This is a genomic window from Phocaeicola vulgatus ATCC 8482, assembly GCF_000012825.1.
Lineage (GTDB): Bacteria > Bacteroidota > Bacteroidia > Bacteroidales > Bacteroidaceae > Phocaeicola > Phocaeicola vulgatus.
Window position 1 is genome coordinate 470,299 of record NC_009614.1, and the last position, 26,302, is coordinate 496,600.

23 protein-coding genes are annotated in these 26,302 nt (G+C 43.9%); 13 read left to right on the plus strand and 10 right to left on the minus strand.

The annotated features are described in order from the left end of the window. Positions 1–102: 102 nt before the first annotated feature. The 8 genes from BVU_RS01615 to BVU_RS01650 form a co-directional block, all read right to left on the minus strand. The gene (locus BVU_RS01615) at positions 103–3,219 is read right to left on the minus strand and encodes an efflux RND transporter permease subunit (protein WP_005845172.1); all 3,117 of its coding nucleotides are present in this window, start codon (positions 3,217–3,219) and stop codon (positions 103–105) included. Positions 3,220–3,223: 4 nt separating this feature from the next. Next, positions 3,224–4,354: an efflux RND transporter periplasmic adaptor subunit gene (locus BVU_RS01620; RefSeq protein WP_005852982.1), complete on the minus strand. Its 1,131-nt coding sequence runs from the start codon at positions 4,352–4,354 to the stop codon at positions 3,224–3,226. 54 nt (positions 4,355–4,408) lie between these two features. Continuing rightward, positions 4,409–5,806, minus strand: coding sequence for a TolC family protein (locus BVU_RS01625; RefSeq protein ID WP_011964708.1), 1,398 nt, complete (start codon positions 5,804–5,806; stop codon positions 4,409–4,411). A 131-nt stretch (positions 5,807–5,937) separates the two neighbouring features. Beyond that, positions 5,938–6,480 carry a hypothetical protein gene (locus BVU_RS01630; RefSeq protein WP_005845164.1) on the minus strand — a complete coding sequence of 181 codons (543 nt, stop codon included), beginning with the start codon at positions 6,478–6,480 and terminating at the stop codon, positions 5,938–5,940. 153 nt (positions 6,481–6,633) lie between these two features. After that, positions 6,634–7,455: a signal peptidase I gene (lepB, locus tag BVU_RS01635; RefSeq protein ID WP_005845162.1), complete on the minus strand. Its 822-nt coding sequence runs from the start codon at positions 7,453–7,455 to the stop codon at positions 6,634–6,636. Beyond that, positions 7,452–7,682, minus strand: a complete 231-nt coding sequence (locus BVU_RS22635; protein ID WP_011964710.1) for a hypothetical protein — start codon at positions 7,680–7,682, stop codon at positions 7,452–7,454. Before BVU_RS22635 ends, lepB begins: the two co-directional genes overlap by 4 nt. 344 nt (positions 7,683–8,026) lie before the next feature. Continuing rightward, positions 8,027–9,091 carry a hypothetical protein gene (locus BVU_RS01645; protein WP_005840631.1) on the minus strand — a complete coding sequence of 355 codons (1,065 nt, stop codon included), beginning with the start codon at positions 9,089–9,091 and terminating at the stop codon, positions 8,027–8,029. Positions 9,092–9,169: 78 nt separating this feature from the next. After that, positions 9,170–9,430, minus strand: a complete 261-nt coding sequence (locus BVU_RS01650; RefSeq protein WP_008670741.1) for an NVEALA domain-containing protein — start codon at positions 9,428–9,430, stop codon at positions 9,170–9,172. Positions 9,431–9,796: 366 nt separating this feature from the next. On the opposite strand from BVU_RS01650, the gene BVU_RS01655 reads away from it, so the two are divergent. From BVU_RS01655 to BVU_RS01675, 5 genes are all read left to right on the plus strand, one after another. Further along, on the plus strand, positions 9,797–10,690 hold the full coding sequence (locus tag BVU_RS01655; protein WP_005840635.1) for an electron transfer flavoprotein subunit beta/FixA family protein: 894 nt from the start codon (positions 9,797–9,799) through the stop codon (positions 10,688–10,690). A 5-nt stretch (positions 10,691–10,695) separates the two neighbouring features. After that, entirely contained in the window at positions 10,696–11,715 is a 1,020-nt protein-coding gene (locus BVU_RS01660) for an electron transfer flavoprotein subunit alpha/FixB family protein (protein ID WP_005840637.1), read from the plus strand. 35 nt (positions 11,716–11,750) lie between these two features. Then, positions 11,751–12,131, plus strand: a complete 381-nt coding sequence (locus tag BVU_RS01665; RefSeq protein WP_005840639.1) for a four helix bundle protein — start codon at positions 11,751–11,753, stop codon at positions 12,129–12,131. A gap of 41 nt (positions 12,132–12,172) precedes the next feature. Then, positions 12,173–13,879 (plus strand): acyl-CoA dehydrogenase family protein, encoded by a 1,707-nt coding sequence (locus tag BVU_RS01670; protein ID WP_005840641.1) that lies wholly within the window; start codon positions 12,173–12,175, stop codon positions 13,877–13,879. Positions 13,880–14,337: 458 nt separating this feature from the next. Beyond that, positions 14,338–14,946 (plus strand): histidine decarboxylase, pyruvoyl type, encoded by a 609-nt coding sequence (locus tag BVU_RS01675; RefSeq protein WP_005840643.1) that lies wholly within the window; start codon positions 14,338–14,340, stop codon positions 14,944–14,946. A gap of 79 nt (positions 14,947–15,025) precedes the next feature. Here the strand turns inward: BVU_RS01675 and BVU_RS01680 are convergent, their stop codons facing one another. Further along, positions 15,026–15,436, minus strand: coding sequence for a PaaI family thioesterase (locus BVU_RS01680; protein ID WP_005840645.1), 411 nt, complete (start codon positions 15,434–15,436; stop codon positions 15,026–15,028). 27 nt (positions 15,437–15,463) lie between these two features. Beyond that, a complete protein-coding gene (locus tag BVU_RS01685) occupies positions 15,464–16,552 on the minus strand; it encodes a DUF2027 domain-containing protein (RefSeq protein ID WP_011964711.1) in 1,089 nt (362 codons plus the stop codon). Positions 16,553–16,616: 64 nt separating this feature from the next. Between BVU_RS01685 and BVU_RS01690 the strand changes: the two genes are divergently transcribed. The 8 genes from BVU_RS01690 to BVU_RS01730 all read left to right on the plus strand — a co-directional run bounded on the left by BVU_RS01690 (position 16,617) and on the right by BVU_RS01730 (position 25,831). Further along, positions 16,617–17,834, plus strand: coding sequence for an S-adenosylmethionine:tRNA ribosyltransferase-isomerase (locus BVU_RS01690; RefSeq protein ID WP_005852968.1), 1,218 nt, complete (start codon positions 16,617–16,619; stop codon positions 17,832–17,834). A 525-nt stretch (positions 17,835–18,359) separates the two neighbouring features. Beyond that, positions 18,360–20,357 carry a urocanate hydratase gene (locus BVU_RS01700; RefSeq protein ID WP_005840651.1) on the plus strand — a complete coding sequence of 666 codons (1,998 nt, stop codon included), beginning with the start codon at positions 18,360–18,362 and terminating at the stop codon, positions 20,355–20,357. Between the two features lie 82 nt (positions 20,358–20,439). After that, positions 20,440–21,342, plus strand: coding sequence for a glutamate formimidoyltransferase (ftcD, locus tag BVU_RS01705; protein WP_011964712.1), 903 nt, complete (start codon positions 20,440–20,442; stop codon positions 21,340–21,342). Positions 21,343–21,359: 17 nt separating this feature from the next. After that, positions 21,360–21,746 (plus strand): GxxExxY protein, encoded by a 387-nt coding sequence (locus tag BVU_RS01710; protein ID WP_005852962.1) that lies wholly within the window; start codon positions 21,360–21,362, stop codon positions 21,744–21,746. Positions 21,747–21,792: 46 nt separating this feature from the next. Continuing rightward, a complete protein-coding gene (hutI, locus tag BVU_RS01715; protein WP_011964713.1) occupies positions 21,793–23,037 on the plus strand; it encodes an imidazolonepropionase in 1,245 nt (414 codons plus the stop codon). A gap of 20 nt (positions 23,038–23,057) precedes the next feature. Next, positions 23,058–23,681: a cyclodeaminase/cyclohydrolase family protein gene (locus BVU_RS01720; protein WP_005840658.1), complete on the plus strand. Its 624-nt coding sequence runs from the start codon at positions 23,058–23,060 to the stop codon at positions 23,679–23,681. 34 nt (positions 23,682–23,715) lie between these two features. Then, positions 23,716–25,212: a histidine ammonia-lyase gene (gene hutH / locus BVU_RS01725; RefSeq protein WP_005852958.1), complete on the plus strand. Its 1,497-nt coding sequence runs from the start codon at positions 23,716–23,718 to the stop codon at positions 25,210–25,212. A gap of 118 nt (positions 25,213–25,330) precedes the next feature. After that, positions 25,331–25,831 (plus strand): NUDIX hydrolase, encoded by a 501-nt coding sequence (locus BVU_RS01730; protein ID WP_011964714.1) that lies wholly within the window; start codon positions 25,331–25,333, stop codon positions 25,829–25,831. Positions 25,832–26,302 lie beyond the last annotated feature (471 nt).

Sequence of the window (26,302 nt, forward strand, 5' to 3'; positions counted from 1 at the left end):
GTCGCAAAGATACACAAATTCACCACAGATAACGCAAATCCATACAGTTTTTAAATCGAGTTGTCCGTATAAATCTGACCAATCTGTGGTGAAACCAAACAATTATTTTTTCTTAGTCAGCCATTTTTCCTGAATATGCTGCATCACTTCATACCAGTTAGGAATATAAATGGTAGCAAAAATTGTATTCACAGCCATACCGAACACCACTGCCGCACCCAGTGCCACACGGCTGCCTGCACCGGCTCCTGTGGCAAACAACAACGGCATCACACCCAGCACGAAGGTAAATGAAGTCATCAGGATAGGACGCAAGCGCACATGCCCTGCCTCGTATGCCGCCTCACGGATAGGATTGCCGGCCTTACGGTAATCACGGGCGAACTCCACAATCAAGATACCATTCTTCGCAGACAAGGCTATCAGCAGAATAATACCGATCTGGGTATAGATACTCACCGGAACCCCCATCACCCAGCAGCCCAACATCGCTCCCAAAATAGCAACCGGAAGCCCCATCACGGCAGCCACTGGACTTGTCCAGCTTTCATACTGTGCCGCCAGTACCAAATAGGCTACCAACAAGGCCATGATTAAAATAATTGTAGTAGTATTACCTGCCTGAGTTTCCTGATAGGCAACAGAGGTCCATTCATATCCAAACTCACCACCTAGCTGATTTTTAATCAAACTCCCCATAGCCTCTATCGCCTGTCCGGAACTACTGCCCGCAGCCGGCGTACAAGTGATGGAAGCAGCCGAATACATATTATACCGGTTTATCTGGTCCATCCCCAGTTTTTGTTCTATCTGCGTAAAACTGCTGAAAGGCACCATCTCTCCCTTCGAATTGACCACACTCAGTTTTAACACATCATCAATCACTTTTTGGGCTTGTTCGCCAGCCTCCAATTTCACTTGGTAGATACGGCCGAATTCCACAAAATCATTTACATAAGCCTGCCCCATGTAATACCCTAATGTAGAAAAGACCTGATTCAACTGCAAACCCATCAACTGAACTTTATCCCGGTCTATATTCAAAAAATATTGAGGTACATCCGCTTGATACATACTGCTCATGGAAGCGACAGCCGGTTCATTATGATAATTAGCCAATAAAGCCTCAACCGCCTTTTGCAGTTCTTCCGGACCCAAAGACTTACGATCCTCCAGTTCGAGTTGTAAACCACCCGTATTGCCCATACCTGGAATAGCAGGAGGAATAATACCAAAGACTTGGGCTTCCTGTATCATGGCATATGCCTGTCCGTTAAAACGATTGACCACCGCTTGAGCGGTATGCTCTTTACCCGCACGCTCTTTCCAATTCTTCAGCACCACAAAATAGGTAGCCGCATTAGGCAACTGACCACCTCCCATGATACTGAATCCGTTTACGCCCAAATAAGTCTTCACTTCGGGATACTCTGACAAAATAGCATCAATCTGCTTACCCACCATCTGTGTACGCTCTAAAGAAGAAGCTGCCGGAAGCTGAATGGCAATCATAAAATATCCGTCATCTTCTTCAGGAATAAAGGTGCTGGGCCATTTTACAAACATCAGAATAGCAATGACTGAGATTACGATATAAGAACCGATAGCAATGACCGGCCGTGCCAACAACCATTTTACCGAAGCGTCATAAACCCGCTGCATCCAGTCATTCATCTTGTCAAACCAGAGGAACAAACGCGCTTTATGCGTCGGGGTGGGACGGAGCAACAGAGCGCAGACTGCCGGAGTCAAGGTCAATGAGTTGAAACCACTTATCACTGTAGAAGCCGCGATGGTCAAAGCAAACTGTTTATAAAGCTGCCCGGAAATACCGCTAATCAGCGTAGTAGGAATAAATACGGCAAGCAGTACCAGCACCACTCCGACAATAGGTCCGGTAATCTCCCCCATAGCCTGCTCGGTAGCGGCACGGGCGTCCAGCTTCCCTTCATCCAGAATACGGGTGGCATTTTCAGTCACCACTATGGCATCATCCACTACAATAGCTATAGCCAATATCAAGCCGAACAGTGTCAATGTATTGATGGAAAAGCCTAAAGCAGCCATTACCGCCAATGTTCCGATAAGGGACACAGGGATAGTAAGACAGGGGATAAGAACCGCCCGCCAGCTTTGCAGGAAAAAAAAGATAACCAGCACCACCAGAATAATCGCTTCCACAAAGGTCTTCATCACTTCATCAATGGAGTCGTGTACCACATCGGTAGTATCCAACGTCACATTGTATTTCACCCCGGCCGGAAATGTTTCAGCCAGTTCCGCCATACGGGCACGGACGTGTTTAGAAACATCCAGCGAATTACTTCCCGGCAACTGGTAAACAGCAATAGCAGCCGTAGGTTGCCCTTTCAAGCGGGAAACAACTCCATACCCGGCACTGCCCAACTCAATTTTTGCAACATCTTTCAGACGGAGCACTTTTCCCTGGTCTTCCACTCTCAATATGATGTCGCCGAACTCTTCGGGAGTAGAAAGACGTCCTTTTACATTCAGCGTATATTGAAAATCATTATCGGCCGAACTGCCGATGGGTTGTCCCACATAACCGGCAGACACTTCCATATTCTGACTTTGAATGGCAGCATAAACCTGCTGCGGGGTAATATTGCGGATACGCATGGTTTCAGGATTCAGCCATACGCGCATGGAATAATCACCGGCTCCCATGACATCCACCGCTCCTACCCCTGGTACACGTGTCAACTGGTCTACCAGATTCAAATTGGCATAATTGGTCAGATAAAGGCCATCATAAATACTGTCACCACTCAGTGTAAGCATCATCACAATATTGGATGACTGCTTCTGCACCGTCACTCCCTGTACCTTCACAGCTTCGGGTAAAGAATTCAATGCTACACTGACACGGTTTTGTACCATCACAGTTGCCATATCGATATCCGTTCCCACTTCGAAAGTCACTGTCAGCGAATAAGCGCCCGATGCAGAGGAATTGGAACTCATATACAACATTCCGTCCACACCGTTTACCTGCTGTTCAATGGGGATACCGACAGTTTGAGCTACAGTTTCAGCATTGGCACCCGGATATACCGCACTGACTTGCACGGTAGGAGGCGTAATATCGGGATATTGCGCCACGGGCAATATATTCAGGGTTACAAGTCCGGCCACCACGAATAACAAAGCCAGCACCGTGGCAAATATAGGCCGTTCTATGAAAAATTTTGAAAACATAAGGCTATTGAAGTTTATTGGTTTGTTCTATCGGTTTAATTTTCATGCCTTGACGCACTTTCAACAATGCCTTGGTGACATAACGTTCGGAAGGTGACAAGCCACTTTTTACAACACGCATATTATGATCCGCCAACTGCCCGACTTCAATATGCCGATAATTCACTATATCACTGTCATTCACTACATACAAATATTTACCCAACTGGTCTGTTCCGATAGAAGCATCATTAACCAACACTGCATTCCGCGCTTCACCGTATGGTAAGGTGACACTGACAAATAATCCGGGACGAAGCATCCCGTCAGGGTTATCCAATTCCGCACGCAAACGGAGAGTACCTGTAGTTAATGTCACATTGGGAGAAAGATAATCCAGTTTCGCTTTCCATGACTGTGCCCCGTCAGTTCCCAAACGCAAGGTTACAAAATGAGTTTCCGCAGGAATCTTGCTGGCAGCCTCCTGGGCCAGCTCGTATGTCAGATATTGGTTATCTGCAATATTAAAATAGGAATACATACGGTTATCCTTATAAACAGTAGCCAATTTAACCGGTTGCAAAGCACCACCAATATACGCCCCGACAGAATAAGCCGAAACATCAACCACTCCGTCACAAGGAGCCTTGACATAGCAATAACTCAAGTTGGTACGCGCAGTTTTCAAAGCTGCTTCAGCATTACTTACGGCAGCCTCACAAGCCGCCACATGACTTTCCGCCTGTAAATATTGTATACGGCTCACCGCATCACTTTTTATCGCTTCTTTCATACGTTGATAACTACTGACAGCATATTCAAGATTGGCTTTAGCCGTTTTTAATTCAGCTTCCGCTTGTTTCACTGAATTTTCATAAAGTGTCGGTTCTATAACGAACAATACCTGTCCCTGACGTACCCGGGAACCAGGTGCAAAATTCTTGGATTGTAAAGTTCCATTTACTCGTCCCACCAAATCTACAGTAGATTCCGCTTCCAGATAACCGGGATAATCTTTGGTCAGCGTCACATTTTCCACCAAAGGTTTCGCAACATCTACAGGCAATGCCTGCATTTCTGTCTGAGAAGGTTTATTTTTATCGCAGGCGGTCAACACACATACCGTCCATGCGAAAGCTATCATTATTTTTTTCATATCTTGGGTTAGGTTTTTATTATTTCTATAGTTCAACAGCTTTTCCGTCGCAGCCTACCAGCCTCCTCCCAATGCCTGATACATCTGGATCAGACAAAGCAATGAATATCCCTGTGCCTGCACCAATGAATTCTCGTATGACAGTAACGAACGCTGTGCATCCAATACATTTTGGAAAGGGCTCAGCCCCTGTTTGTATAAGTCCAATGAAAGTTTAAATGCCTCTTTCCCCTGATTCAACATCTCACGACATGCTACAATCTGTTTGATGGAATTCTTATAACTACTCATGGCATTATCCACCTCCTGCACCGCTGTAAGAACCGTAGTATTGAACTGATTGATTGTTTCATCCAGTTGTGCACGCTGCAAGCGTACATTATTCGCACGCTGGCCACCATTAAAAATCGTCCAGCTCATAGAGGGAGCGATACTCCATGTCATACTGCTACGTCTAGTAAAATCTTTCATATCATGTGAAGCATAGCCGAAGGAACCGTTCAGAAAAAATGAGGGAAGCCAATCGGTCTTGGAAGCTCCCAACAAGGCTGCTTGTGCATTGACTTGACGTTCGGCAACCCGTACATCGGGACGTCGTAAAAGTAATTGTCCGGGAAGACCGACCCCTACCGGCTCTATATAATCGGGTAACGGTTTTCCCGTTTCCAGTGCAGCCGTCACATCCTGAGGATAAAGCCCGAGCAATACAGCCAACGCATTCATATATTGAATAATACCGGATTCTGTAGCAGGAATAGAAGCCAATGTACTATAATAAACCGATTTAGCCTGAGCCACATCCAGTTTGGAAGCCAGTCCGGTATTATAACGCACTTCAGTTATATCCACCACCGCCTTTTGAGATAAAGCATTGCGCTGTAACACACTAAGTTCCTGTTGGGCCTCACGCAAATTAAAATAGGCTGACGCCACTTCTGCACAAAGACTTACCATCGTCGCATTGTACTCTTCACGACTTGCCGCAAAATTTTCTTTCTGCGCTTTCACCCGTTGGCGGATGGAACCGAACACATCCACCTGCCAGTTCATATTAACCGTTGCATCATAATACCCTACTCTGGATTGAGGCTGTCCCGTACCGGTATTGCCACTAGTCTGTTGGCGGTTCCACCCGGCATCCAATGACAAAGCCGGATAATAGCCTCCTCTGGCTATCCTCAGATTCGCTTTCGCCATATCTATACGATTCAAGGCTGTAAGGACAGACGGATTCTGCCTGACAGCCACATGAATCAATGAATCCAGTGTGGCATCCTGAAATACAGTCCACCAATGGTCATCCACCGGAAGCAGTTGTTGAAACATCGCATCCTCTTCTTGCCAATGTTCCGGCAAGGGTACATTCAATAATTTTTCGGCCCGCTGCTGGGCATTCAGTGCCAAAGGAATGATTAAAAGGAGCCATACTCCCCATCTACGTATTTTCCTCATAAGTTTATCACATTAAAAAACATTAGGAAAACACATGAAACAACGTTTTGTTTAACCCTTTGACTTTCAAAAACAAGACAGCCTCTCCTTCTGAGAAGAAAAGGCTGCACCATACAATATGAAAAGAGAAGTTATTTCCCAAACATATTATTTATTAATGACATAGAACCGGTCAGCATACTTCCCAAGACATCCTGGTTGAATGCAATGGAATAGTTTCCGGGAGATAACTGTATATCCATTTGTACGATACCGTTTTTGCCGATTTTCTTCAATTCTTTAGCCTTTATATTATAATAGGCAAAACGGCGGAAACTTTGATACACATCACTCATCTCCACATCTACATGCTGCAATACAGAAGCGCCGCCTGCTACCGTAGGCAGTTCTAATGCCTTTCCATTATCCAACGTCAGGACACACTTACTGTCATTAGGAATTTCCACCTCATGCCCCGACCCGATAGTAACAGCCAGCGAATAACGTATGGTACTTTTATACTGAAATCCAGCGAGTGCCACATATACGTCCATATTATTGGAAACACCCAGATTCATACCCTCGCATACCACTGTACGCACTCCGGTCTGGTTGGTTTCATCATAAATTACCTTTTGTGCCATAGCTCCTATACCCAGAAGCAAAAAGGCGAATAAAAACAATACTTTCTTCATAATTCTTCAGTTATTATTTCATCATACAACAAAAACAAACTCATAATGATGACAATATTAACAAAAACTTTTCATACAACATATATCACAACGCATCATTTATACGTTTTTATCCGAACAAGCATAGAACTATAACCTTTCGCATCTCTTATTTCAATCTACTCTACCGATTCGATTCCAACGAATTGAATTTTGCTCTTCATCTTTTGAAAACCAAATCCATTGTACTACACCCACAATGAAATCATCAGGCACCAATCCCCAATGTCGTGAATCCAATGAATGGTGTATATTGTCTCCCAGCATAAAATAATAATCATGCTTAAACTGATAATTTGTGAAACGATGATTTCCTATAAAATATGCGCTATCTTTATAATCTATTTTCTGTTTAGTCTCCCATTCCATAACACTTCCATATTGGGTAGCAGTCAAACTATTTATCGGGATTTGATCACCTTTGCAAGGTATATAAAGAGGACCGAATTTTTCAGCAGTCCATCCTAACAGGTCATAGTAATTATGATCAAAAGAAAACGTAAGGCTATCCTCGACTAAGGCAGATAATGTAGGCAGGATAATTGCCACAGTGTCACCCGGAAGCCCCACACATCGTTTGGCATAATATTGCATGACATCAAAATGTATTCGATTCTTATATTGCCCGACTGGTGAATTAAAAATGAGAATATCATTTTTTCTTATCCGTCGTATTCCCGGAATACGTTTTATTGATATATGCTTGTTTTTTACCGCATTAAAAACATTAAATATCCTGCCGCCTGCTATCCATTTATTCACTATTACATAGTCACCTTTTATCAGAGTAGGATGCATGGATGCAGTAGGAATCCTGAACGAAGAAAAGGTCGTGATTTGTAACAGCAACCATATCAGAGCAAGTACACAACCATAAAATACAAAGTTTATTAAACGGTCTATCCATTTATTCTTTTCTTTTACCCTCTGGTTCATTCATCACCCTCCACCTCCGGCTTATTATTACAATCACGCAACTGTCCCATATACATCTCTTTTATCCGAGGATGATGCATAGGATTTCCTACTAATATCACTTTATTAGTATTGTCAAGCAAGAATGTCCTAAATTTATCATTCAGTGGAAACTTATTCAGTTTATTAAAGGTATCTTTCAGATCTATACATACAGGATAAATAAAATCTTCTGACTGTAATGTCATTATTAGTTCCTTCCTATTTCTAGGGTGGAAGAAAAAATAAAAGGATACATTCCTAGATGTGACAGAGTCTACCTCCGCTATAAAATTTATCCATTCCAATAATTGCAATTTGCAACTAAGGCATCCTAATGAGTCTACATAAGTTACAATTTTATAATATGTTGAAGCATAAGGAAACTTATCTAATGTGTCTTTGCCTTATATGGTAAAGACAGCTCTATCATGAAAGAGAATTTCTTTTCGAGTCCATTCTTTCATCAAAAAAGTCAACTGCTCCTTTTCTGTCCTTTTACACGAGAAGAAACAAAATACCCCAAAAGCCAACAACACATAAAGCAGGATTTTCATAATTTTGCTTTCAGGATATCATCCATCTCAAATATTTCAACATTACATTCCGATTCGCAATTTAACAAGTACAACTGAGGGGTATATTGAGAAAGAAGCACACTCATGCTTTGGTGTTCCAATGCGTACTTGCCTACCAGTTCACCATCGATGGAAAAACCCAGCAAAGTTTTAGGTGTACAGGCTGAATAGTTTTCAAAGGCTTTATAGCATAACTCACCACTATAAGTCACAAAAACATATTTATCATTGGCTGTCAATCCATAAAATCCATCCAAGTTATTCTTCTTTCTTGCAAGATTTGCTTCATAGACATTGCAAACAGGCTCAACAAGCATTTTTTCCCACTTCAAAGTAACATCTTCCTCATCCGATATATCATACCGACAAAGATAACCAAAAAATCTAGATGCAAAATAAAAGCTGTTTTTGTATGAAACCATCTCCCCCTGCAACTGCATAAAATCATTTGCTTCAGTAGTCATTCCCCGCACCGGATGATTACCGAAACGCTTTATTTCTTTAAAATCCCTATCAAAGAGAATGAAAAACTCCTTACCCCCAGACAAAGTCGTCGCCACACTATAACCATTGGACAGTCGACAGAAACGGGTTGTAAAACAACCATCTTTTACTTTAATTTTTTCACTTCCTACATAACGGTAGTCAGCACCCTTTTCCTCCCGTGCATACAATAGGACAGTAGAAGGCAAATTAACAAAATATAAAGTATCGTCCCCCTCTGTTTTTCCAATAAATTCAGCGGCTATAAATTCTCCAGGCCCTTGTCCCCTGCTTCCAAAGCTACCCACTCTTTCGCCTGTCTGTTCCTCTAGAATCTGACAAATAGGTTCACCAGGAAGTTTACAACGTTGAACCATAAGAATTCCACAATCAAGAGAAGAGAATGCAACCAACTCATTGGACATAATTTCTTTATCATAATAAGAGCCATAGATCGGTTTGGCGGGAATAGATAAAAAGTCATTTCCTTTGTTACTGACACAGGAAATTAAAAAAAGGATGGTAACAATCGAATAATACAATTTTATTTTAATCATAATTTTAATACTCTTCAAACGGGACAAAACAAATGCCTAATACCTATTTATTTTGTCCCGTATTACATAAATGCCTAATTACTCAGGAATGGTATATCGATTTACCCAATTCGCTTCCTCACTTGTTTCAATAATAACAGGTTCGCCCGGAGGACCTACAACGAGTTCATAACAACGTGAATTACGTTGATACATACAATCCTTCGTACCTAAAGTCAAGGCCTCCACATTTGACAAAGCTAAATCGGACAATTCTTCTTTGTTTTGAGAACCATACAAAACATAACTTCCACCAACTGCCAATGAGGCAATCAATGCCATTTTAAATGTTCTTTTCATAATATATTTTTTAAAGTTTGAAATAGGGATATCTTATGATGATTCAAAGAGGTATAATGAAAAAGATACCGTCTGTCCCTATCATCAGAAACAGACCGTCCACGAAGGCCATTTAGCTTGATTGTACTTGGAGGTGAATGTTTTCATAGTATCACTTTCTACAAAGAATATAAAAAGTTTCCACTTAAACAAACATTTCCGCTTTTATTCTACAATATAATTATCATAAAAACATTTGTATCCTCCTCGATTCATGCTCACACCTCACCTTTTTGTGCATATTTTCTCCTCATATCCTTTTGTTGCTCAAATTGTTTAAGTAAATTTGTCGCCAGAATATTACTAATACCAAATATATTAAAGTATATGAGTTTAAAAATTGTAGTACTGGCAAAACAAGTTCCCGACACACGCAATGTGGGGAAAGATGCCATGAACGCTGACGGTACTATCAACCGTGCGGCACTTCCGGCCATCTTCAATCCGGAAGACCTGAACGCCTTGGAACAGGCACTCAGACTGAAAGACACACATCCCGGTTCTACGGTAACTATCCTGACCATGGGTCCCGGACGCGCTGCCGAAATCATTCGTGAAGGTTTATACAGAGGAGCAGACAATGGATATTTATTGACCGACCGTGCTTTTGCCGGTGCTGACACGTTGGCCACTTCATACGCCATCGCTACGGCTATCCGCAAAATAGGCGAATGTGACCTGATTATCGGTGGCCGTCAGGCTATCGACGGTGATACCGCACAGGTAGGTCCGCAGGTAGCAGAAAAGCTGGGATTAAGCCAGATTACTTACACCGAAGAAATTCTAAACGTGGACGAAACTGCCCGCCGCATCACCGTAAAACGCCACATTGACGGAGGGGTAGAAACTGTGGAAGGTCCTCTGCCTATTGTACTGACTGTGAACGGAAGTGCAGCTCCCTGCCGTCCGCGCAATGCCAAATTGTTACAGAAATACAAACGCGCTCTCGGCGCACAGGAAAAAGCAGCCATCACTAAAGACGGTTCTGAACTGCCTTACGCTGAACTATATGAGAAATTCCCTTACCTGAATATCACTGAATGGAGTGTGGCCGATGTAGAAGGCGACACCAAGCAGTGCGGTCTGTCAGGCTCTCCCACCAAAGTGAAGAAGATTGAAAACATCGTCTTCCAGGCAAAAGAAAGCAAGACCATGACAGGAAGCGACCAGGATGTGGAAGGATTGATTGTCGAACTGTTAGCTAACCATACAATAGGATAACGATTATGAATAATGTATTTGTATATTGCGAGATTGAAGGCACAACAGTGGCCGATGTGAGTCTCGAACTTTTAACCAAAGGTCGTAAATTAGCTAATCAGTTAGGCTGCCAGCTTGAGGCAATCGCTGCCGGAACCGGCCTTGCAGGAATTGAAAAACAAGTATTGCCCTACGGAGTAGACAAACTTCATGTATTCGATGCTCCGGGTCTGTTCCCTTACACTTCACTGCCCCACACTTCCATTTTGGTGAATCTGTTCAAAGAGGAAAAACCACAAATCTGTCTGATGGGCGCTACTGTTATCGGCCGCGATCTGGGACCGCGTGTATCTTCCGCATTGACCAGCGGACTGACTGCCGACTGTACCCAGTTGGAAATCGGTACCCACGAAGACAAGAAGAACGGCATCACCTATGAAAATCTGTTGTATCAGATTCGTCCCGCCTTCGGTGGTAACATCGTTGCAACCATTGTCAACCCCGAGCACCGCCCACAGATGGCGACCGTTCGTGAGGGAGTGATGAAGAAAGAGATTCTGGATGAAAATTATAAGGGTGAAGTGGTGAACCACGACGTTGCCAAGTTTGTTCCTGAAACAGACTATGTAGTCAAAGTCATTGACCGTCACGTAGAAAAAGCCAAACATAACCTGAAAGGCGCACCTATCGTGATTGCCGGAGGCTATGGCATGGGATCTAAAGAAGGTTTTGACAAATTGTTCGAACTGGCCAAAGAACTTCACGCCGAAGTAGGTGCCAGCCGTGCAGCTGTCGATGCAGGTTATGCAGACCATGACCGCCAGATTGGCCAGACGGGTGTAACCGTCCGTCCCAAACTGTATATTGCTTGCGGTATCTCCGGACAAATCCAACACATCGCAGGTATGCAGGATGCAGGTATCATCATCTCTGTAAACAGTGACCCGAACGCTCCGATCAACACCATTGCCGATTATGTAATTAACGGCACTGTGGAAGAAGTCGTTCCGAAATTGATTAAGTATTATAAAAAGAATTCAAAGTAGTCAGTAGTAGTCATAAGTAGTCAAAGTAGAAAAAAATGAAAAGTCAATCCTTTGAACAACTGATTGTTTGGCAAAAGGCACATTCGTATGTATTGGCCATTTACAAAATAACCAAGCAATATCCCAAAGAGGAATTATTCTGCTTGGTTAACCAGATGCGCCGTGCAGCAGCCTCTATCACTGCAAATATAGCGGAAGGATATGCTAAAATCAGCTCAAAGGACAAATTGCGTTTCTATAACATTTCACAAGGTTCGTTGGAAGAAACACGCAATTTCATTATCCTGTCGAAAGATTTAGGATACATCACATTGCAAGACAAAGAACAATTAGGCATACAAGCGGCCGAAATCAGCCGCCTGCTAAACGCCTACTGCATAGCCTTGTTGAAAAATGTATCGCCACCCACTACTTAACTACCCTTAGCTACTATTAACCACTCTAACTACTAAAAATTATGGCAAACTTTTATACCGATATACCGGAACTCAAGTATCACTTGAACAATCCGATGATGGAGCGCATCTGCCAACTGAAAGAGCGCGACTATAGAGATAAAGACGAGTTCGACTATGCACCGCAGGATTATGCCGATGCCATGGACTCTTACGATAAAATTCTGGAAATCACAGGTGAGATTACAGGTGAAACCATCGCTCCCAATGCCGAAGGAGTGGACGAAGAAGGTCCTCACTGCGGAAACGGACGTGTGGAATATGCTTCAGGAACCAAACAAAACCTGGATGCGATGGTCAAAGCCGGACTGAACGGCATGACCATGCCCCGTCGTTTCGGTGGCTTGAACTTCCCCATCACCCCCTACACCATGTGCGCGGAAATTGTTGCCGCCGCCGATGCAGGTTTCGGAAACATCTGGTCTTTGCAAGACTGTATTGAAACGCTGTATGAATTCGGTAACGAAGACCAGCACAGCCGTTTCATTCCCCGTATTTGTGCAGGTGAAACCATGTCTATGGACTTGACCGAACCCGATGCCGGTTCCGACCTTCAGTCGGTAATGCTGAAAGCTACTTTCGATGAAGCCAACAACTGCTGGCGTCTGAACGGTGTAAAACGTTTCATCACTAACGGTGACGCTAATCTTCACCTGGTATTGGCACGTAGCGAAGAAGGAACCAAAGACGGACGTGGTTTGTCTATGTTCATCTATGACAAAAACGAAGGAGGTGTAGATGTACGCCGCATCGAAAATAAATTAGGTATCCACGGCTCTCCTACCTGCGAACTGGTTTACAAGAACGCGAAAGCCGAACTTTGCGGTGACCGTAAGCTCGGTTTGATAAAATACGTTATGGCATTGATGAATGGTGCGCGTCTGGGTATCGCTGCCCAGTCAGTAGGTTTGTCACAAGCTGCTTACAACGAAGGATTGGCATACGCCAAAGAACGTAAGCAGTTCGGAAAAGCCATCATCGATTTCCCGGCAGTATATGACATGCTGTCTATCATGAAAGCCAAACTGGATGCAGGCCGTGCATTGCTTTACCAGACTTCACGCTATGTGGATATTTACAAAGCATTGGATGATATTGCCCGCGAACGCAAACTGACTCCTGAAGAACGTCAGGAACAAAAAGTCTACGCCAAGCTAGCAGACAGTTTTACTCCGCTTTCCAAGGGTATGAACTCTGAATATGCCAACCAGAATGCATACGATTGTATCCAGATTCACGGTGGTTCAGGTTTCATGATGGAATATGCTTGCCAGCGTATCTATCGCGATGCACGCATCACCAGCATTTACGAAGGAACGACCCAGTTGCAGACTGTAGCCGCTATCCGTTATGTAACCAACGGTTCTTATATCGCAACCTTGCGTAATTATGAAGCTATTCCTTGCAGTGAAGATATGCAACCGCTAATGGACCGCGTGAAAGAAATGGCCAACAAATTTGACGCATGCACCAATGCGGTAAAAGAGGCCCAGAATCAAGAGTTACTTGATTTCGTTGCACGCCGTCTTTATGAAATGGCTGCCGTATGTATCATGTCACATCTTCTTATCCAAGATGCGACAAAAGCACCTGAATTGTTCGCCAAGTCGGCCCATGTATATGTAAACTATGCAGAAGCTGAAATAGAAAAGCATTTCAATTTCATCCGTAAATTCAAAGCAGATGATTTAGCTGACTATCGTTTGTAAACTTCATTCCATTCTATAAAACGACGTTCTATTCTTCACGGAGTAGAACGTCGTTTATAGTATAAGATTTACTTTTAAACACATACTGATGCAAAATCAAAAACGCCCGTTTCACAACGAGCGTTTTCCTTATAAACAAAGCCTCAGCCGACCTTATTTACTAACAAACTTATTATTAACGTATTTATAAACTGCCTCTTCATATCCTTCCTACAACTATATCAATCCCTCTATCCAGACAAACTAATAATCCGTCTACCTTTCTACTACCCGATCTTGATTCTCAAACTTTTTCTTTTTCCAAAAGTAAAATTAAAGCTTTATCATCATTGGAACAAGAGTTATCGACCAATCTCCTTATTTCATCTATTAACACCCGTTTTTGTTCCTTATCACACTATTTCGAACTTTTCTTTCCACCTACTGTTATGAGAGAAACTTATTAAAAACCTTGACTTATGAAAGAATTAGAATTAACCAGTAACGCCGCTTTAACGGATGCGGTATACGAAACCGCCCTGAACGGCTCATTTCTTGAAGTTAAACTTGTAGCAGGTTCCGTGGGCGATGACGAACCTAGAGGAATGCAACCGGAATATGAATGTTATCACATCAGCTATCCGGACAAAAAAGACACAATTTTGTTCGAGCAACCTTTGGATGCTGCCGATGACAAAGTAACCGTATATGATTTGGGAAAGAAAATCAAATCCATAGAAGGCTGTTGCCACAAGACACTGACAAAAGGCGAAAGCCGCACAGCCACAGCACGTAAAGTAGTTGCTCATGGTCCTATGTGGATTTATGTGGCTATTGCTGTCGGGATGGATAAAGCAGGCACCGAATCACCTTTTATGATCGTCCAAGGAGCAGGCACTTACGGTTCTGAAGATACGACCGAGAACGAAATGATAGGTTATGCTAACGGACGTATTCATGAAATGACAGCTTTGCTTGTCCGCCGTGCGCGTTTGGAAAAACTGCATCTGGCAAGCATACGCGCAGGCTACAAATATTTATTCGTAGAACCGGGAAGAATAGGAAAGGCTAAAGTCAAAGAAGGATAAGCCCCCTTGTCTTCACTGATAACCATCATTTTAAAAGCCTGTTGCCTTCTTTCAACAACAGGCTTTTATCTATTATAAATTATTCTAACGCATCTACCGGCAAATCAGACTCTTTACGATACCCCGATGAAGTAAATACAGCTATCAGCTCCCCCTGTCCGTCTGTTATCTTTACTTCAACAAAAGGAATACGATGATGATTAAATACTTCAACAGCCTCAGCATACACGTAACCCAACTTAGCAGGACGGAGAAAAGTAATATTGGCATTCACAGAAAGTGTAAGTTTCTTACGGCTGTTCGCTACAGCTGCAAAAGCCAGATCGGCCAATGTAAACAAGGCGCCGCCTTGACATACTCCTCCACCATTCAAATGCCGGTCGGTCACCTCCATACACGCACGGGCATACCCCGGCTTTATCTCAAGAAGTTCCACTCCCGCACAAGTAGCAAAACGATCCGCTTTCAAAAATTCTTTTAATGTTGCCATATCACAATTTATATGAATAAGAAAGTCTTAATGAATAATCACCATGGTAGCCCCGAAACCATATTCACGGAACGAAGCATCCTGACTTTCATAGTTTTTATATTTATATTTTAACTCCTGCAGGATAGCTTTGCGTAACACACCATCCCCCTTACCATGAATAAAGACAATCTTCTGTCCCTTCTTGTTCTTGCATTCTTCCAAAGTCTTACGAAAAACGTCCAATTGATAATTCAATATCTCGCTGTTGCTCATACCGGCAGTCGTATCCAGTAACTCATGAGCATGGAGATCAACCTCCATGATATCGTTCTTCACCTTTTTCTGCTGGGGCTGCTTCGCTACCTGCGGTTCCGGCACTTTTCTTTGCAATAATGCATCTTTTATATCATCTGCCGAAACAAACACCTGTTTTACCGGAACATCATTTTTCACTATATCGTAAATAAGTGACGGCTCCTCAAAGAAAATACTCTCACGGAAAGTATGCAATTTATAAAACTTCACTGTATCTATGCGCAATTCCACAGACACGGCAGGCTTGAACAGAAAACTCTTGTTATCCTTAAAAGCGATAAGCTGCACGGCCACCCGTTCCAATTCATTCAAAACGCTTTTCTCGAACTCCTCGATATAAAACTTCGTATTCGGTTCCACCATGCCATGGCTGCGCACCCGCCAGTTACTACCTTCGGCTGTAAGATAAGTAAAGTATAAGGTGAAATTGCTGTCGTTGATAAGATATGCATCAAATGCCGTTGCAGAAATAGCTTTGAGATCCTGTGGCACAAAAGCCAGCATCACATTCAGAATATCCCCTCCCTTTCGCTCAGCCGGGCGATAAGTGACAGGACGTTCATCCTCCTCTTCATCCGGACGCACCTTGACTGACGCTCCTTTTGCCTTTGCACCGGCAACCTCCTGTTTAGGAGCCGGAGCAACAGGTTTACGCTTCATATTATAATCATCCGTGTCAATCACCACACACTCCTTTATGGGCATCGGAATATCGAAGCCATCGGCATCTTCTACCAAAACCATATCTTTTCCTTGAAATCCGGTCACAACACCGCCCCCTACCTCACTAAGGAAACGGACTTTATCTCCTATTTTCATACTCTTTTCTTTTTTAGTTAGCGCAAATATCGGTACTTTTGCGCAGAAAAAGAAATAGATTCAGATGGAAGATACCAAACATATCAAAATAAGTGAGTTCAACTACCCGCTACCCGATGAACGGATCGCCAAATTCCCCCTTGCCACGCGCGACCAGTCCAAACTGCTAGTTTACCGCCACGGCGAAGTGAGCGAAGACATCTTTACGTCTTTGCCACACTATCTGGAATCCGGAGAACTGATGATATTCAATAATACCAAAGTGATTCAAGCCCGTCTGCATTTCCGTAAAGAAACCGGAGCATTAATAGAAGTATTCTGCCTGGAACCTGTCCAGCCCAATGACTATGTGTTAAACTTCCAGCAAACACGACAATGCAGCTGGTTATGCATGATAGGTAATCTGAAAAAATGGAAAGAAGGTACGTTGAGCCGCATAGTAAATGTAAAAGGCAAACAAATAGTCCTGTCCGCCACCCGTGGAGAGTGCAAGGGAACCAGCCATTGGATTGATTTCTCATGGGATGATGACACAATTACCTTTGCCGACCTGCTGGAAGTGGCAGGTGAACTGCCCATCCCTCCCTATCTGAACCGTGAGACACAAGAAAGCGACAAGGAAACTTATCAGACGGTTTACTCCAAAATAAAAGGTTCTGTCGCCGCTCCCACCGCAGGACTTCATTTTACGGAAAGAGTACTGGCAGCGCTGGACGAACGGGGAATTGACCGGGAGGAACTGACTTTACACGTAGGTGCAGGAACTTTCAAGCCCGTGAAAAGTGAAGAGATAGAAGGACATGAGATGCATACGGAATACATTTCTGTAAGCAAGCATACCATTGAAAAATTAATTGCCCATCATGGAGAAGCCATTGCGGTAGGAACCACTTCGGTACGTACCCTGGAAAGTCTTTATTATATCGGCGTCCTTATCAGCCACAATCCCGATGCCACTCAGGACGAGTTGCATGTACAGCAATGGATGCCCTACGAAGATAAGAATGACCTGACTCCGGTGGAAGCACTGCAACAGATTCTGGATTATCTGAACCGACACGAAATGGAAGCGTTGCATAGCAGTACTCAGATTATCATCGCGCCGGGATATACATACAAAATAGTCAAGAAGATGGTTACCAATTTCCATCAGCCGCAAAGTACATTGCTGCTATTGGTTTCCGCCTTTGTGAAAGGAAACTGGCGAAGGATTTATGATTATGCACTGGGCCATGATTTCAGGTTTCTGAGTTACGGAGACAGTTCGCTGCTGATACCCTAAGACTTCATCACGGATATAAAGCCTTTTTTCCGTATCACCAATCGTTTTCTACTATATGGCTAAGGCTTTTCTTCCTGCTTGTTTTATCTCCGCAAGCCTTTGGAGTTATCTCCCAAGGCTTGGGAGTTAACTCCAAAGCTTATGGAGATAACTCCAAAGGCTATGGAGATAGAATACATCCGTATAAAAAGGCTTAATCTGGAGAAAGAAAAAACTTATGCAATAGGCTGTGATATGATAGACATTCATTTATTCCGCCGGTAGGTTCTTACTTAAAAAAATCCAAAGAAAGATATAAACGGGAAAATAAGAACCAGCTTCCACTAAATTTCTACCGCCCCCTTTATTTACTATACACAAGAACAGGAAACCTACTTTGTCATTATGGCAAGCTTTTTATATCCGTGTGCGTTTACCTTTACATCAAGTCTATAGATAAAAAACAACTTTATGTCACTAAACATATCTCCAAACCCATAGTATTCCAATCGTTTTGCTATCTTTGTGACAAAACACTTACATACTATGACTATCACTCTATCTACTGATTTACCTGCCTATCCTACATTCACGGAAGGCATCCGCCGTGCTCCCGACCGGGGCTACCGCTTGACACCCGCCCAAACGGAAACGGCATTGAGGAATGCATTGCGATACATTCCGGTGGAACTGCATGAGCAACTTGCTCCCGAATTGATGGATGAACTGCTCACCCGGGGTAAAATCTACGGTTACCGCTTCCGGCCCGAAGGTGACTTGAAAGCAAAGCCCATTGACGAATATAAAGGAAACTGTATCGAAGGAAAAGCGTTTCAAGTAATGATAGACAACAACCTTTCATTTGATATCGCCCTCTATCCTTACGAACTGGTGACTTACGGCGAAACCGGACAAGTTTGTCAAAACTGGATGCAATACCGGCTTATCAAGCAGTATCTGGAGGTTATGACGAATGAACAAACCCTGGTCGTAGAAAGCGGCCACCCGTTGGGATTATTCAAATCACATCCCGAAGCTCCCCGTGTTATTATCACCAATTCCATGATGGTAGGCATGTTCGACAACCAGAAAGACTGGGAAATAGCCGCACAGATGGGAGTAGCCAATTATGGACAGATGACCGCCGGAGGCTGGATGTACATCGGTCCGCAAGGCATTGTACACGGCACGTTCAACACCCTATTAAATGCCGGCCGCATGAAATTAGGAGTGCCGCAGGACGGCAACCTGAACGGCCATCTTTTCGTATCCTCCGGATTGGGCGGAATGAGCGGAGCCCAACCCAAAGCAGCCGAGATAGCCGGAGCAGTGGCCATTATAGCCGAGGTGGATTATTCACGCATAGAAACCCGCCACCGCCAAGGGTGGGTACAGCATATCACATCCGATTTGTCTGAAGCCTACCGGCTGGCTGCCGATGCCATAGACCGACGAATCCCCTGTTCCATAGCCTACCATGGCAATGTAGTCAATCTGTTGGAGTATGCATTGCATCACAACATCCACATCGAACTTCTCAGTGACCAGACTTCCTGCCATGCCGTTTACGAAGGCGGCTATTGTCCTGCAGGCATTTCCTTCGAAGAACGTACCCGTATGCTGAAAGAAGACAGAGAAACTTTCGATGAAATGGTGAACGAAACTTTGCGCCGCCATTTCCATGTTATCAAGGAACTGGTGGCACGGGGCACTTATTTCTTCGATTATGGCAATTCTTTCATGAAAGCGATTTATGACGCCGGAGTGAAAGAAATCTCACGCAATGGAACAGACGAGAAGGATGGATTCATCTGGCCGTCTTATGTAGAGGATATCATGGGGCCTCAACTTTTCGATTATGGTTACGGCCCCTTCCGCTGGGTATGCCTGAGCGGGAAAAAGGAAGATTTGATAAAGACCGACCATGCCGCTATGGAGTGTATCCCTAAAGATCGCCGCGGACAGGATATGGACAACTGGATATGGATTCGCGACGCCGAAAAGAATAACCTGGTGGTAGGGACCCAAGCACGCATTCTGTATCAAGACGCACTGGGACGTATGAATATAGCACTGCGTTTCAATGAAATGGTACGCCGGGGCGAGGTAGGCCCTATCATGTTGGGACGTGACCACCACGATGTAAGCGGTACCGACTCTCCTTTCCGGGAAACCTCCAATATCAAGGACGGCAGCAATGTAATGGCAGATATGGCTGTGCAATGCTTTGCCGGAAATTGTGCCCGGGGCATGAGCCTTGTCGCTTTGCACAATGGAGGCGGTGTAGGTATAGGTAAAGCTATCAATGGCGGATTCGGAATGGTATGCGACGGCAGTGAACGGGTAGACCGTATTCTCCGCTCATCCATGTTATGGGATGTAATGGGAGGAGTGGCACGCCGCTCGTGGGCACGCAACCCGCATGCCATGGAAACTTCGGCGGAATTCAACGAGAGCCATGCCGATGGTTATCACATCACCCTGCCGCATATAGCGGAAGATGACCTTATTAATAAGGTATTGAAAAATAAAGGAATCAACTAACCAAAAACCGGAACACCATGGATGCAACTGTTTCATTCATCCGCATCCATGGATGTTCCCTATAAACCAAATTCTAAAGAGTATGAGCTGGACAAAAATTATGGAATGCGTCCCCAACTTCAGCGAGGGACGTGACTTACAGAAAATAGACGAGATTGTATCTCCGTTTCGTGCCAAGGCAGGCGTAAAATTATTGGATTATAGTAACGATGAAGACCACAACCGGCTGGTAGTTACCGTTGTTGGAGAACCGGACGCCTTGAAAGAAGCCGTGATAGAAGCTATCGGTATAGCAGTAGAACTGATTGACCTGAACCATCACCAAGGACAGCACCCCCGTATGGGAGCTGTAGATGTAGTTCCATTCATTCCCATCAAAGGATGTACCATGGAAGATGCCATAGCGGTGTCCAAAGAAGTGGGGCAACGGGTGGCCTCTCAATATAATCTCCCTGTATTCTTGTATGAAAAATCAGCTAGTGCACCACATCGTGAAAATCTCGCTGCCATCCGTAAAGGAGAATTCGAGGGAATGAAGGAAAAGATTCACCAACCCGAATGGCATCCCGATTTTGGTCCTGCGGAACGTCACCCCACTGCCGGAACTGTAGCCATCGGAGCCCGTATGCCCTTAGTGGCCTACAATATAAATCTCAATACTCCCAGCCTGGAAATAGTGCATGACATTGCCAAGAAAATCCGTTTTATCGGTGGCGGACTGCGCTATTGCAAGGCCATGGGCGTAGAACTGAAGGACCGGGGTATCACTCAGGTATCCATGAATCTTACCGACTATAGCAAAACCGCTATCTACCGGGCATTCGAAATGGTACGTTTTGAAGCCAAACGCTACGGAGTAAGCATCATCGGCAGCGAAATCGTAGGACTTGTTCCTATGGAGGCCTTGATAGACACTGCCTCTTACTACCTGGGATTGGAAAACTTCTCCATGCAACAAGTGCTGGAAGCGCAGATTATGGAATAATATAGAATAGAACGCAAATGACACAAATGACGCAAATAGCAAGTCAAGAAGATGTAGATAAAATATTAAAAGCATTTTATCTAGTGTACAACACATTAGGATATGGATTCTTGGAAAGGGTTTATCAAAATGCCCTCTACTTTGAATTGATAGAGCAAGGTTTTAAATGTGAAGTGCAAAAGCAAATCAATGTATTTTATAAAAATCATAAAGTGGGTGAATATTATGCCGACATGGTGATCAACAACTCCATCATATTAGAACTGAAAGCGGCTGATGCTTTACGTCCCGAGCATGAATTTCAACTGATAAACTATCTGAAAGCCACAGACATAGAGATAGGCTATCTATTAAACTTCGGAAAGCATCCTGAATTTAAAAGAAAAATATTCAGTCACCATTGATATTTGTGTCATTTGCGTCATTTGCGTTCCATTAAAACTAACAACTATGAGCAACAACTTGATTATCATCAATGCCCACATCGTTACTCCGCAAGGCAGAACCGCTCGGAAAGGAGAAGCCATGAACGAACTTCTCAACATTCCTTGCGGAACGGTAAGAGTAACCGACGGCATTATTACCTATGTTGGCGAAAACCGTATAAGCCATGAAAAGCCCGGCTATAAAGTGCTTGATGCCAGAGGGAATGTATTGTTGCCGGGATTCGTTGATTCTCATACCCATTTGGTTTTCGGAGGATTTCGCCCCGACGAATTCATCTGGCGGCTCAACGGCGACAGTTATATGAGCATCATGGAACGTGGCGGAGGCATTATCAATACTGTACGTGCCACCCGGGAAGCCTCCTTTGAAGAACTGAAACATAAAGCCGAATGGTTTCTGGATACCATGAGCCGGATGGGGGTCACCACAGTGGAAGGAAAAAGCGGATATGGCCTGGATCGTGATACAGAACTGAAACAGCTCAGTATCATGCAAGCTATCAATGAATGTCCCGACCGGAAAGTAGATATCGCCACCACTTTTTTAGGTGCTCACGCCTTACCCGAAGAATACAAAGGGCGAAGTGACGCATATATTGATTTTCTGATTAACGAAATGTTGCCCATGATCCATCAGAAACAATTGGCCGAAAATTGCGATATTTTCTGTGAAAAAGGAGTATTCACTGTGGAACAGTCTCGAAAGCTATTGAAAGCTGCGCAAGCTCTAGGCTTCGGCACCAAGCTACACGCTGATGAAATTGTCAGCTTTGGAGGAGCAGAACTGGCAGGAGAATTGAAGGCCCTCAGCGCCGACCATCTGTTGCAAGCATCCGATGAAGGCATAAAAGCCCTGGCACAAAATAATGTAGTAGCCACTCTGTTGCCACTAACTGCCTTTACCCTAAAAGAGCCCTACGCCCGTGGCAGGAAAATGATAGACAGCGGCTGTGCCGTAGCCCTTGCCACCGATCTAAATCCAGGCAGCTGTTTCTCCGGATCCATCCCGCTGACTTTTGCTCTGGCCTGCATCTATATGAAACTGACCGTTGCCGAAGCTATCACAGCCATCACACTGAACGGTGCGGCAGCCCTCGGACGCGCCGACCGCATCGGAAGCATAGAAGCCGGAAAACAGGGAGACTTTGTTTTACTGGGAACCGACAACCCCCATATATTACCTTATTATACAGGTATGAACGCAGTGAAGCTGACCATCAAAGGGGGACGTATTCTACATTCAAATTAACCAATTAAATACTAATAGCCATGTTAACAGAACTTACCATCAAAGAATTTATCAATAAAGTACTCAGTAATGATCCTGTCCCCGGTGGCGGCAGTGTCTCGGCACTCAATGGAGCCCTTGCCACCTCACTGGCAGCTATGGTAGCCAATCTTACCATAGGCCGCAAGAAATATGTAGAAGTGAACGAAATAATGGAAGATCTTTCTGTGCGTTTCGAAGAGCTCACCCGCCAGCTGATAACCGATGTAGACCGTGATTCGGAAGCATACGACCGTGTTTTCTCTGCATTCAAACTTCCGAAAGAAACGGATGAAGAAAAGGCGATCCGCAGTGAAGCCATACAGAAGGAAACCAAATATGCCGCCCAAGTGCCTATGGAGGTGGCACGTACCGTCCATTCCATTCTGCCCATGATTGATGTGGTAGCCAGAAAAGGGAACAGCAACGCTGTAACCGATGCCTGTGTATCCATGATGTGTGCCCGGACTGCCATTCTGGGAGCCTTGCTGAATGTACGTATCAACCTCACTTCTATCAAAGACGAAAAATTCGTCAAAGAGATGAGTGAAGAAGCCGATATGATAGAACAGACGACCATTGCCGAAGAACAGAAAATACTGGACTATGTGAAAACCATTTTTTAATCCCAACCTCCGCGGTTAAAAAAAGAATCAGACCATGAAGAATGTATATCAAATAGGTTCGGGTGACCTCACTTTTGACATCATCGAACGTATTATCAATGAAAATCTGAAATTGGAACTGGCTCCTGAAGCCAAAGACCGGATTCAGAAATGCCGGGATTACCTGGACAAAAAGATCAAGGAATCCGATGTCCCTCTCTATGGCATCACGACAGGATTCGGCAGCCTGTGCAACCGTAATATTTCTTCCGATGAACTGAGTACTTTGCAAGAGAACCTGGTGAAAAGCCATGCTTGCAGTGTAGGCGCAGAAATGCCCCATGTCATTGTGAAGCTGATGTTTTTATTAAAGGCTCATGCTCTTTCTTTGGGACACAGTGGCGTACAAGTCATCACTGTACAGCGCATTATCGACTTTTTCAATAACGATGTAATGCCCATTGTCTACGACCGCGGTTCATTGGGAGCCTCAGGAGATCTTGCCCCGCTCGCCAATCTCTTCCTTCCGTTGATCGGCGTAGGCGACGTGTATTATAAAGGCAAACGCTGCGAAGCTATCAGCGTGCTTGATGAGTTTGGTTGGGAACCAGTCAAATTGAAAAGCAAAGAAGGACTGGCCTTGCTCAATGGTACCCAGTTTATGAGTGCCAACGGAGTGTATGCCATACTCAAAGCCTTCCGTCTTTCCAAGAAAGCCGACCTCATTGCCGCCATCTCCCTGGAAGCCTTTGACGGCCGCATCGATCCGTTCATGGACTGTATCCAACAAATGCGTCCGCATAAAGGCCAGATAGAAACCGGAGCCGCATTCCGAAGAATACTGGAAGGCAGTGAAATCATCGCACAGCCCAAACAACACGTACAAGACCCCTATTCGTTCCGTTGCATCCCACAAGTTCATGGTGCTACCAAAGATGCCATCAACCACGTAGCTTCAGTACTGTTGACCGAGATAAATTCAGTTACCGATAACCCCACTATCTTCCCCGATGAAGACCTTATCATTTCAGGTGGCAACTTCCACGGACAGCCCCTGGCACTGGTATATGATTATCTTGCCATTGCTATGGCCGAACTGGGAAACATATCTGAACGGCGTGTGGCACAACTCATTATGGGACTTCGCGGATTGCCCGAATTTCTGGTTGCCAATCCGGGACTTAATTCTGGTTTCATGATTCCCCAATATGCGGCTGCCAGCATGGTAAGCCAGAATAAAATGTACTGTTATGCCGCCAGCAGCGACTCCATAGTATCCAGCAACGGACAGGAAGACCATGTAAGTATGGGAGCCAATGCTGCAACCAAGCTTTACAAAGTGATGGACAATCTGGAACATATACTTGCCATCGAATTAATGAACGCTGCCCAAGGACTGGATTTCCGCCGTCCGCTCCGCAGTTCACCGTTTATTGAAAAGTTTCTCGCCACCTACCGCAACGAGGTACCTTTTATAAAAGAAGATATTGTGATGTATAAGGAAATACATAAAACTGTAGCTTTTTTAAAACGGCATCAAGTAAATTATTAAACGGCATTTCGGACTCGGATTATAAAGGTCTCACATCCCTTTTTACTATTAAAGACTATAAGATCCATATAATCCGAGCCCGAATTCATATCTTTGCAGTAACAAAAAAATAGCGAAGATGAATTACGATAATAAAGAAGAAATGTTTCCTATAGTAGATGAACAAGGAAACATAACAGGAACTGCAACCCGTGGAGAATGTCATAATGGAAGTAAATTGCTACATCCGGTAGTCCACTTACATGTATTCAACAGTAAAGGCGAACTCTATTTGCAAAAGCGTCCTGACTGGAAAGATATCCAACCAGGCAAATGGGACACAGCCGTAGGCGGACACATAGATTTAGGTGAAAATGTGGAAACAGCCTTGAAACGTGAAGTAAAAGAAGAACTGGGCATCACCGACTTTACTCCCGAATTACTGACTAGCTATGTATTCGAATCCACCCGGGAAAAAGAATTGGTATTCTCACATAAAACCACTTATGACGGTCCCATTATTCCCAGCGAGGAACTGGATGGCGGCCGTTTTTGGTCACTAGAAGAGATCAGAAGCAATATTGGGAAAGAAATATTTACACCTAATTTTGAGAATGAATTTCAGAAGCTGGGCTTCTGAAATAGTTTTTTAATGAAAAGTGGCAAATTCTTGATGCAGGTCAAGAATTTGCCACTTTTGCATACATTTTATCTTTATCAGAGTACAATCTAGAACAAAACAGTATAATTTTGTGTTGTAAAACATAAAAAGAAAGGATAACGAGATTATGAAAAAGGTAAAAAGTATTTTTAAAAAAGCCCTTGCTATGATGGGTGAAAACGAAGTAAAAGCTTGGGGTATAGGGATTAAGTAAGAAAACAACCCTATTTTTTAATCAAAGAAAGGATAACATTATGAAGAAGTTGAAGGAGATCATCAAAGCAGGTCTCAAAGATATGGGAAATGACGCCCTCCGTGCTTGGGGGTACGATACAAAGTAAAAGATACAAAGGATTAGTTTTTAACGTTTTAAAAAAAGGGTAACAGGATGAAAAGAGTAAAAAGTTTTTTCAAAGGATATATGAGGGCTATTGAAATTAATGCCGCATT

Bases quoted from the DNA above. Each gene is read 5' to 3' on its own strand.
- BVU_RS01615 (WP_005845172.1), bottom strand. From the start codon at position 3,219: ATGTTTTCAAAATTTTTCATAGAACGGCCTATATTTGCCACGGTGCTG.
- BVU_RS01620 (WP_005852982.1), bottom strand. From the start codon at position 4,354: ATGAAAAAAATAATGATAGCTTTCGCATGGACGGTATGTGTGTTGACC.
- BVU_RS01625 (WP_011964708.1), bottom strand. From the start codon at position 5,806: ATGAGGAAAATACGTAGATGGGGAGTATGGCTCCTTTTAATCATTCCT.
- BVU_RS01630 (WP_005845164.1), bottom strand. From the start codon at position 6,480: ATGAAGAAAGTATTGTTTTTATTCGCCTTTTTGCTTCTGGGTATAGGA.
- lepB (WP_005845162.1), bottom strand. From the start codon at position 7,455: ATGAACCAGAGGGTAAAAGAAAAGAATAAATGGATAGACCGTTTAATA.
- BVU_RS22635 (WP_011964710.1), bottom strand. From the start codon at position 7,682: ATGACATTACAGTCAGAAGATTTTATTTATCCTGTATGTATAGATCTG.
- BVU_RS01645 (WP_005840631.1), bottom strand. From the start codon at position 9,091: ATGATTAAAATAAAATTGTATTATTCGATTGTTACCATCCTTTTTTTA.
- BVU_RS01650 (WP_008670741.1), bottom strand. From the start codon at position 9,430: ATGAAAAGAACATTTAAAATGGCATTGATTGCCTCATTGGCAGTTGGT.
- BVU_RS01655 (WP_005840635.1), top strand. From the start codon at position 9,797: ATGAGTTTAAAAATTGTAGTACTGGCAAAACAAGTTCCCGACACACGC.
- BVU_RS01660 (WP_005840637.1), top strand. From the start codon at position 10,696: ATGAATAATGTATTTGTATATTGCGAGATTGAAGGCACAACAGTGGCC.
- BVU_RS01665 (WP_005840639.1), top strand. From the start codon at position 11,751: ATGAAAAGTCAATCCTTTGAACAACTGATTGTTTGGCAAAAGGCACAT.
- BVU_RS01670 (WP_005840641.1), top strand. From the start codon at position 12,173: ATGGCAAACTTTTATACCGATATACCGGAACTCAAGTATCACTTGAAC.
- BVU_RS01675 (WP_005840643.1), top strand. From the start codon at position 14,338: ATGAAAGAATTAGAATTAACCAGTAACGCCGCTTTAACGGATGCGGTA.
- BVU_RS01680 (WP_005840645.1), bottom strand. From the start codon at position 15,436: ATGGCAACATTAAAAGAATTTTTGAAAGCGGATCGTTTTGCTACTTGT.
- BVU_RS01685 (WP_011964711.1), bottom strand. From the start codon at position 16,552: ATGAAAATAGGAGATAAAGTCCGTTTCCTTAGTGAGGTAGGGGGCGGT.
- BVU_RS01690 (WP_005852968.1), top strand. From the start codon at position 16,617: ATGGAAGATACCAAACATATCAAAATAAGTGAGTTCAACTACCCGCTA.
- BVU_RS01700 (WP_005840651.1), top strand. From the start codon at position 18,360: ATGACTATCACTCTATCTACTGATTTACCTGCCTATCCTACATTCACG.
- ftcD (WP_011964712.1), top strand. From the start codon at position 20,440: ATGAGCTGGACAAAAATTATGGAATGCGTCCCCAACTTCAGCGAGGGA.
- BVU_RS01710 (WP_005852962.1), top strand. From the start codon at position 21,360: ATGACACAAATGACGCAAATAGCAAGTCAAGAAGATGTAGATAAAATA.
- hutI (WP_011964713.1), top strand. From the start codon at position 21,793: ATGAGCAACAACTTGATTATCATCAATGCCCACATCGTTACTCCGCAA.
- BVU_RS01720 (WP_005840658.1), top strand. From the start codon at position 23,058: ATGTTAACAGAACTTACCATCAAAGAATTTATCAATAAAGTACTCAGT.
- hutH (WP_005852958.1), top strand. From the start codon at position 23,716: ATGAAGAATGTATATCAAATAGGTTCGGGTGACCTCACTTTTGACATC.
- BVU_RS01730 (WP_011964714.1), top strand. From the start codon at position 25,331: ATGAATTACGATAATAAAGAAGAAATGTTTCCTATAGTAGATGAACAA.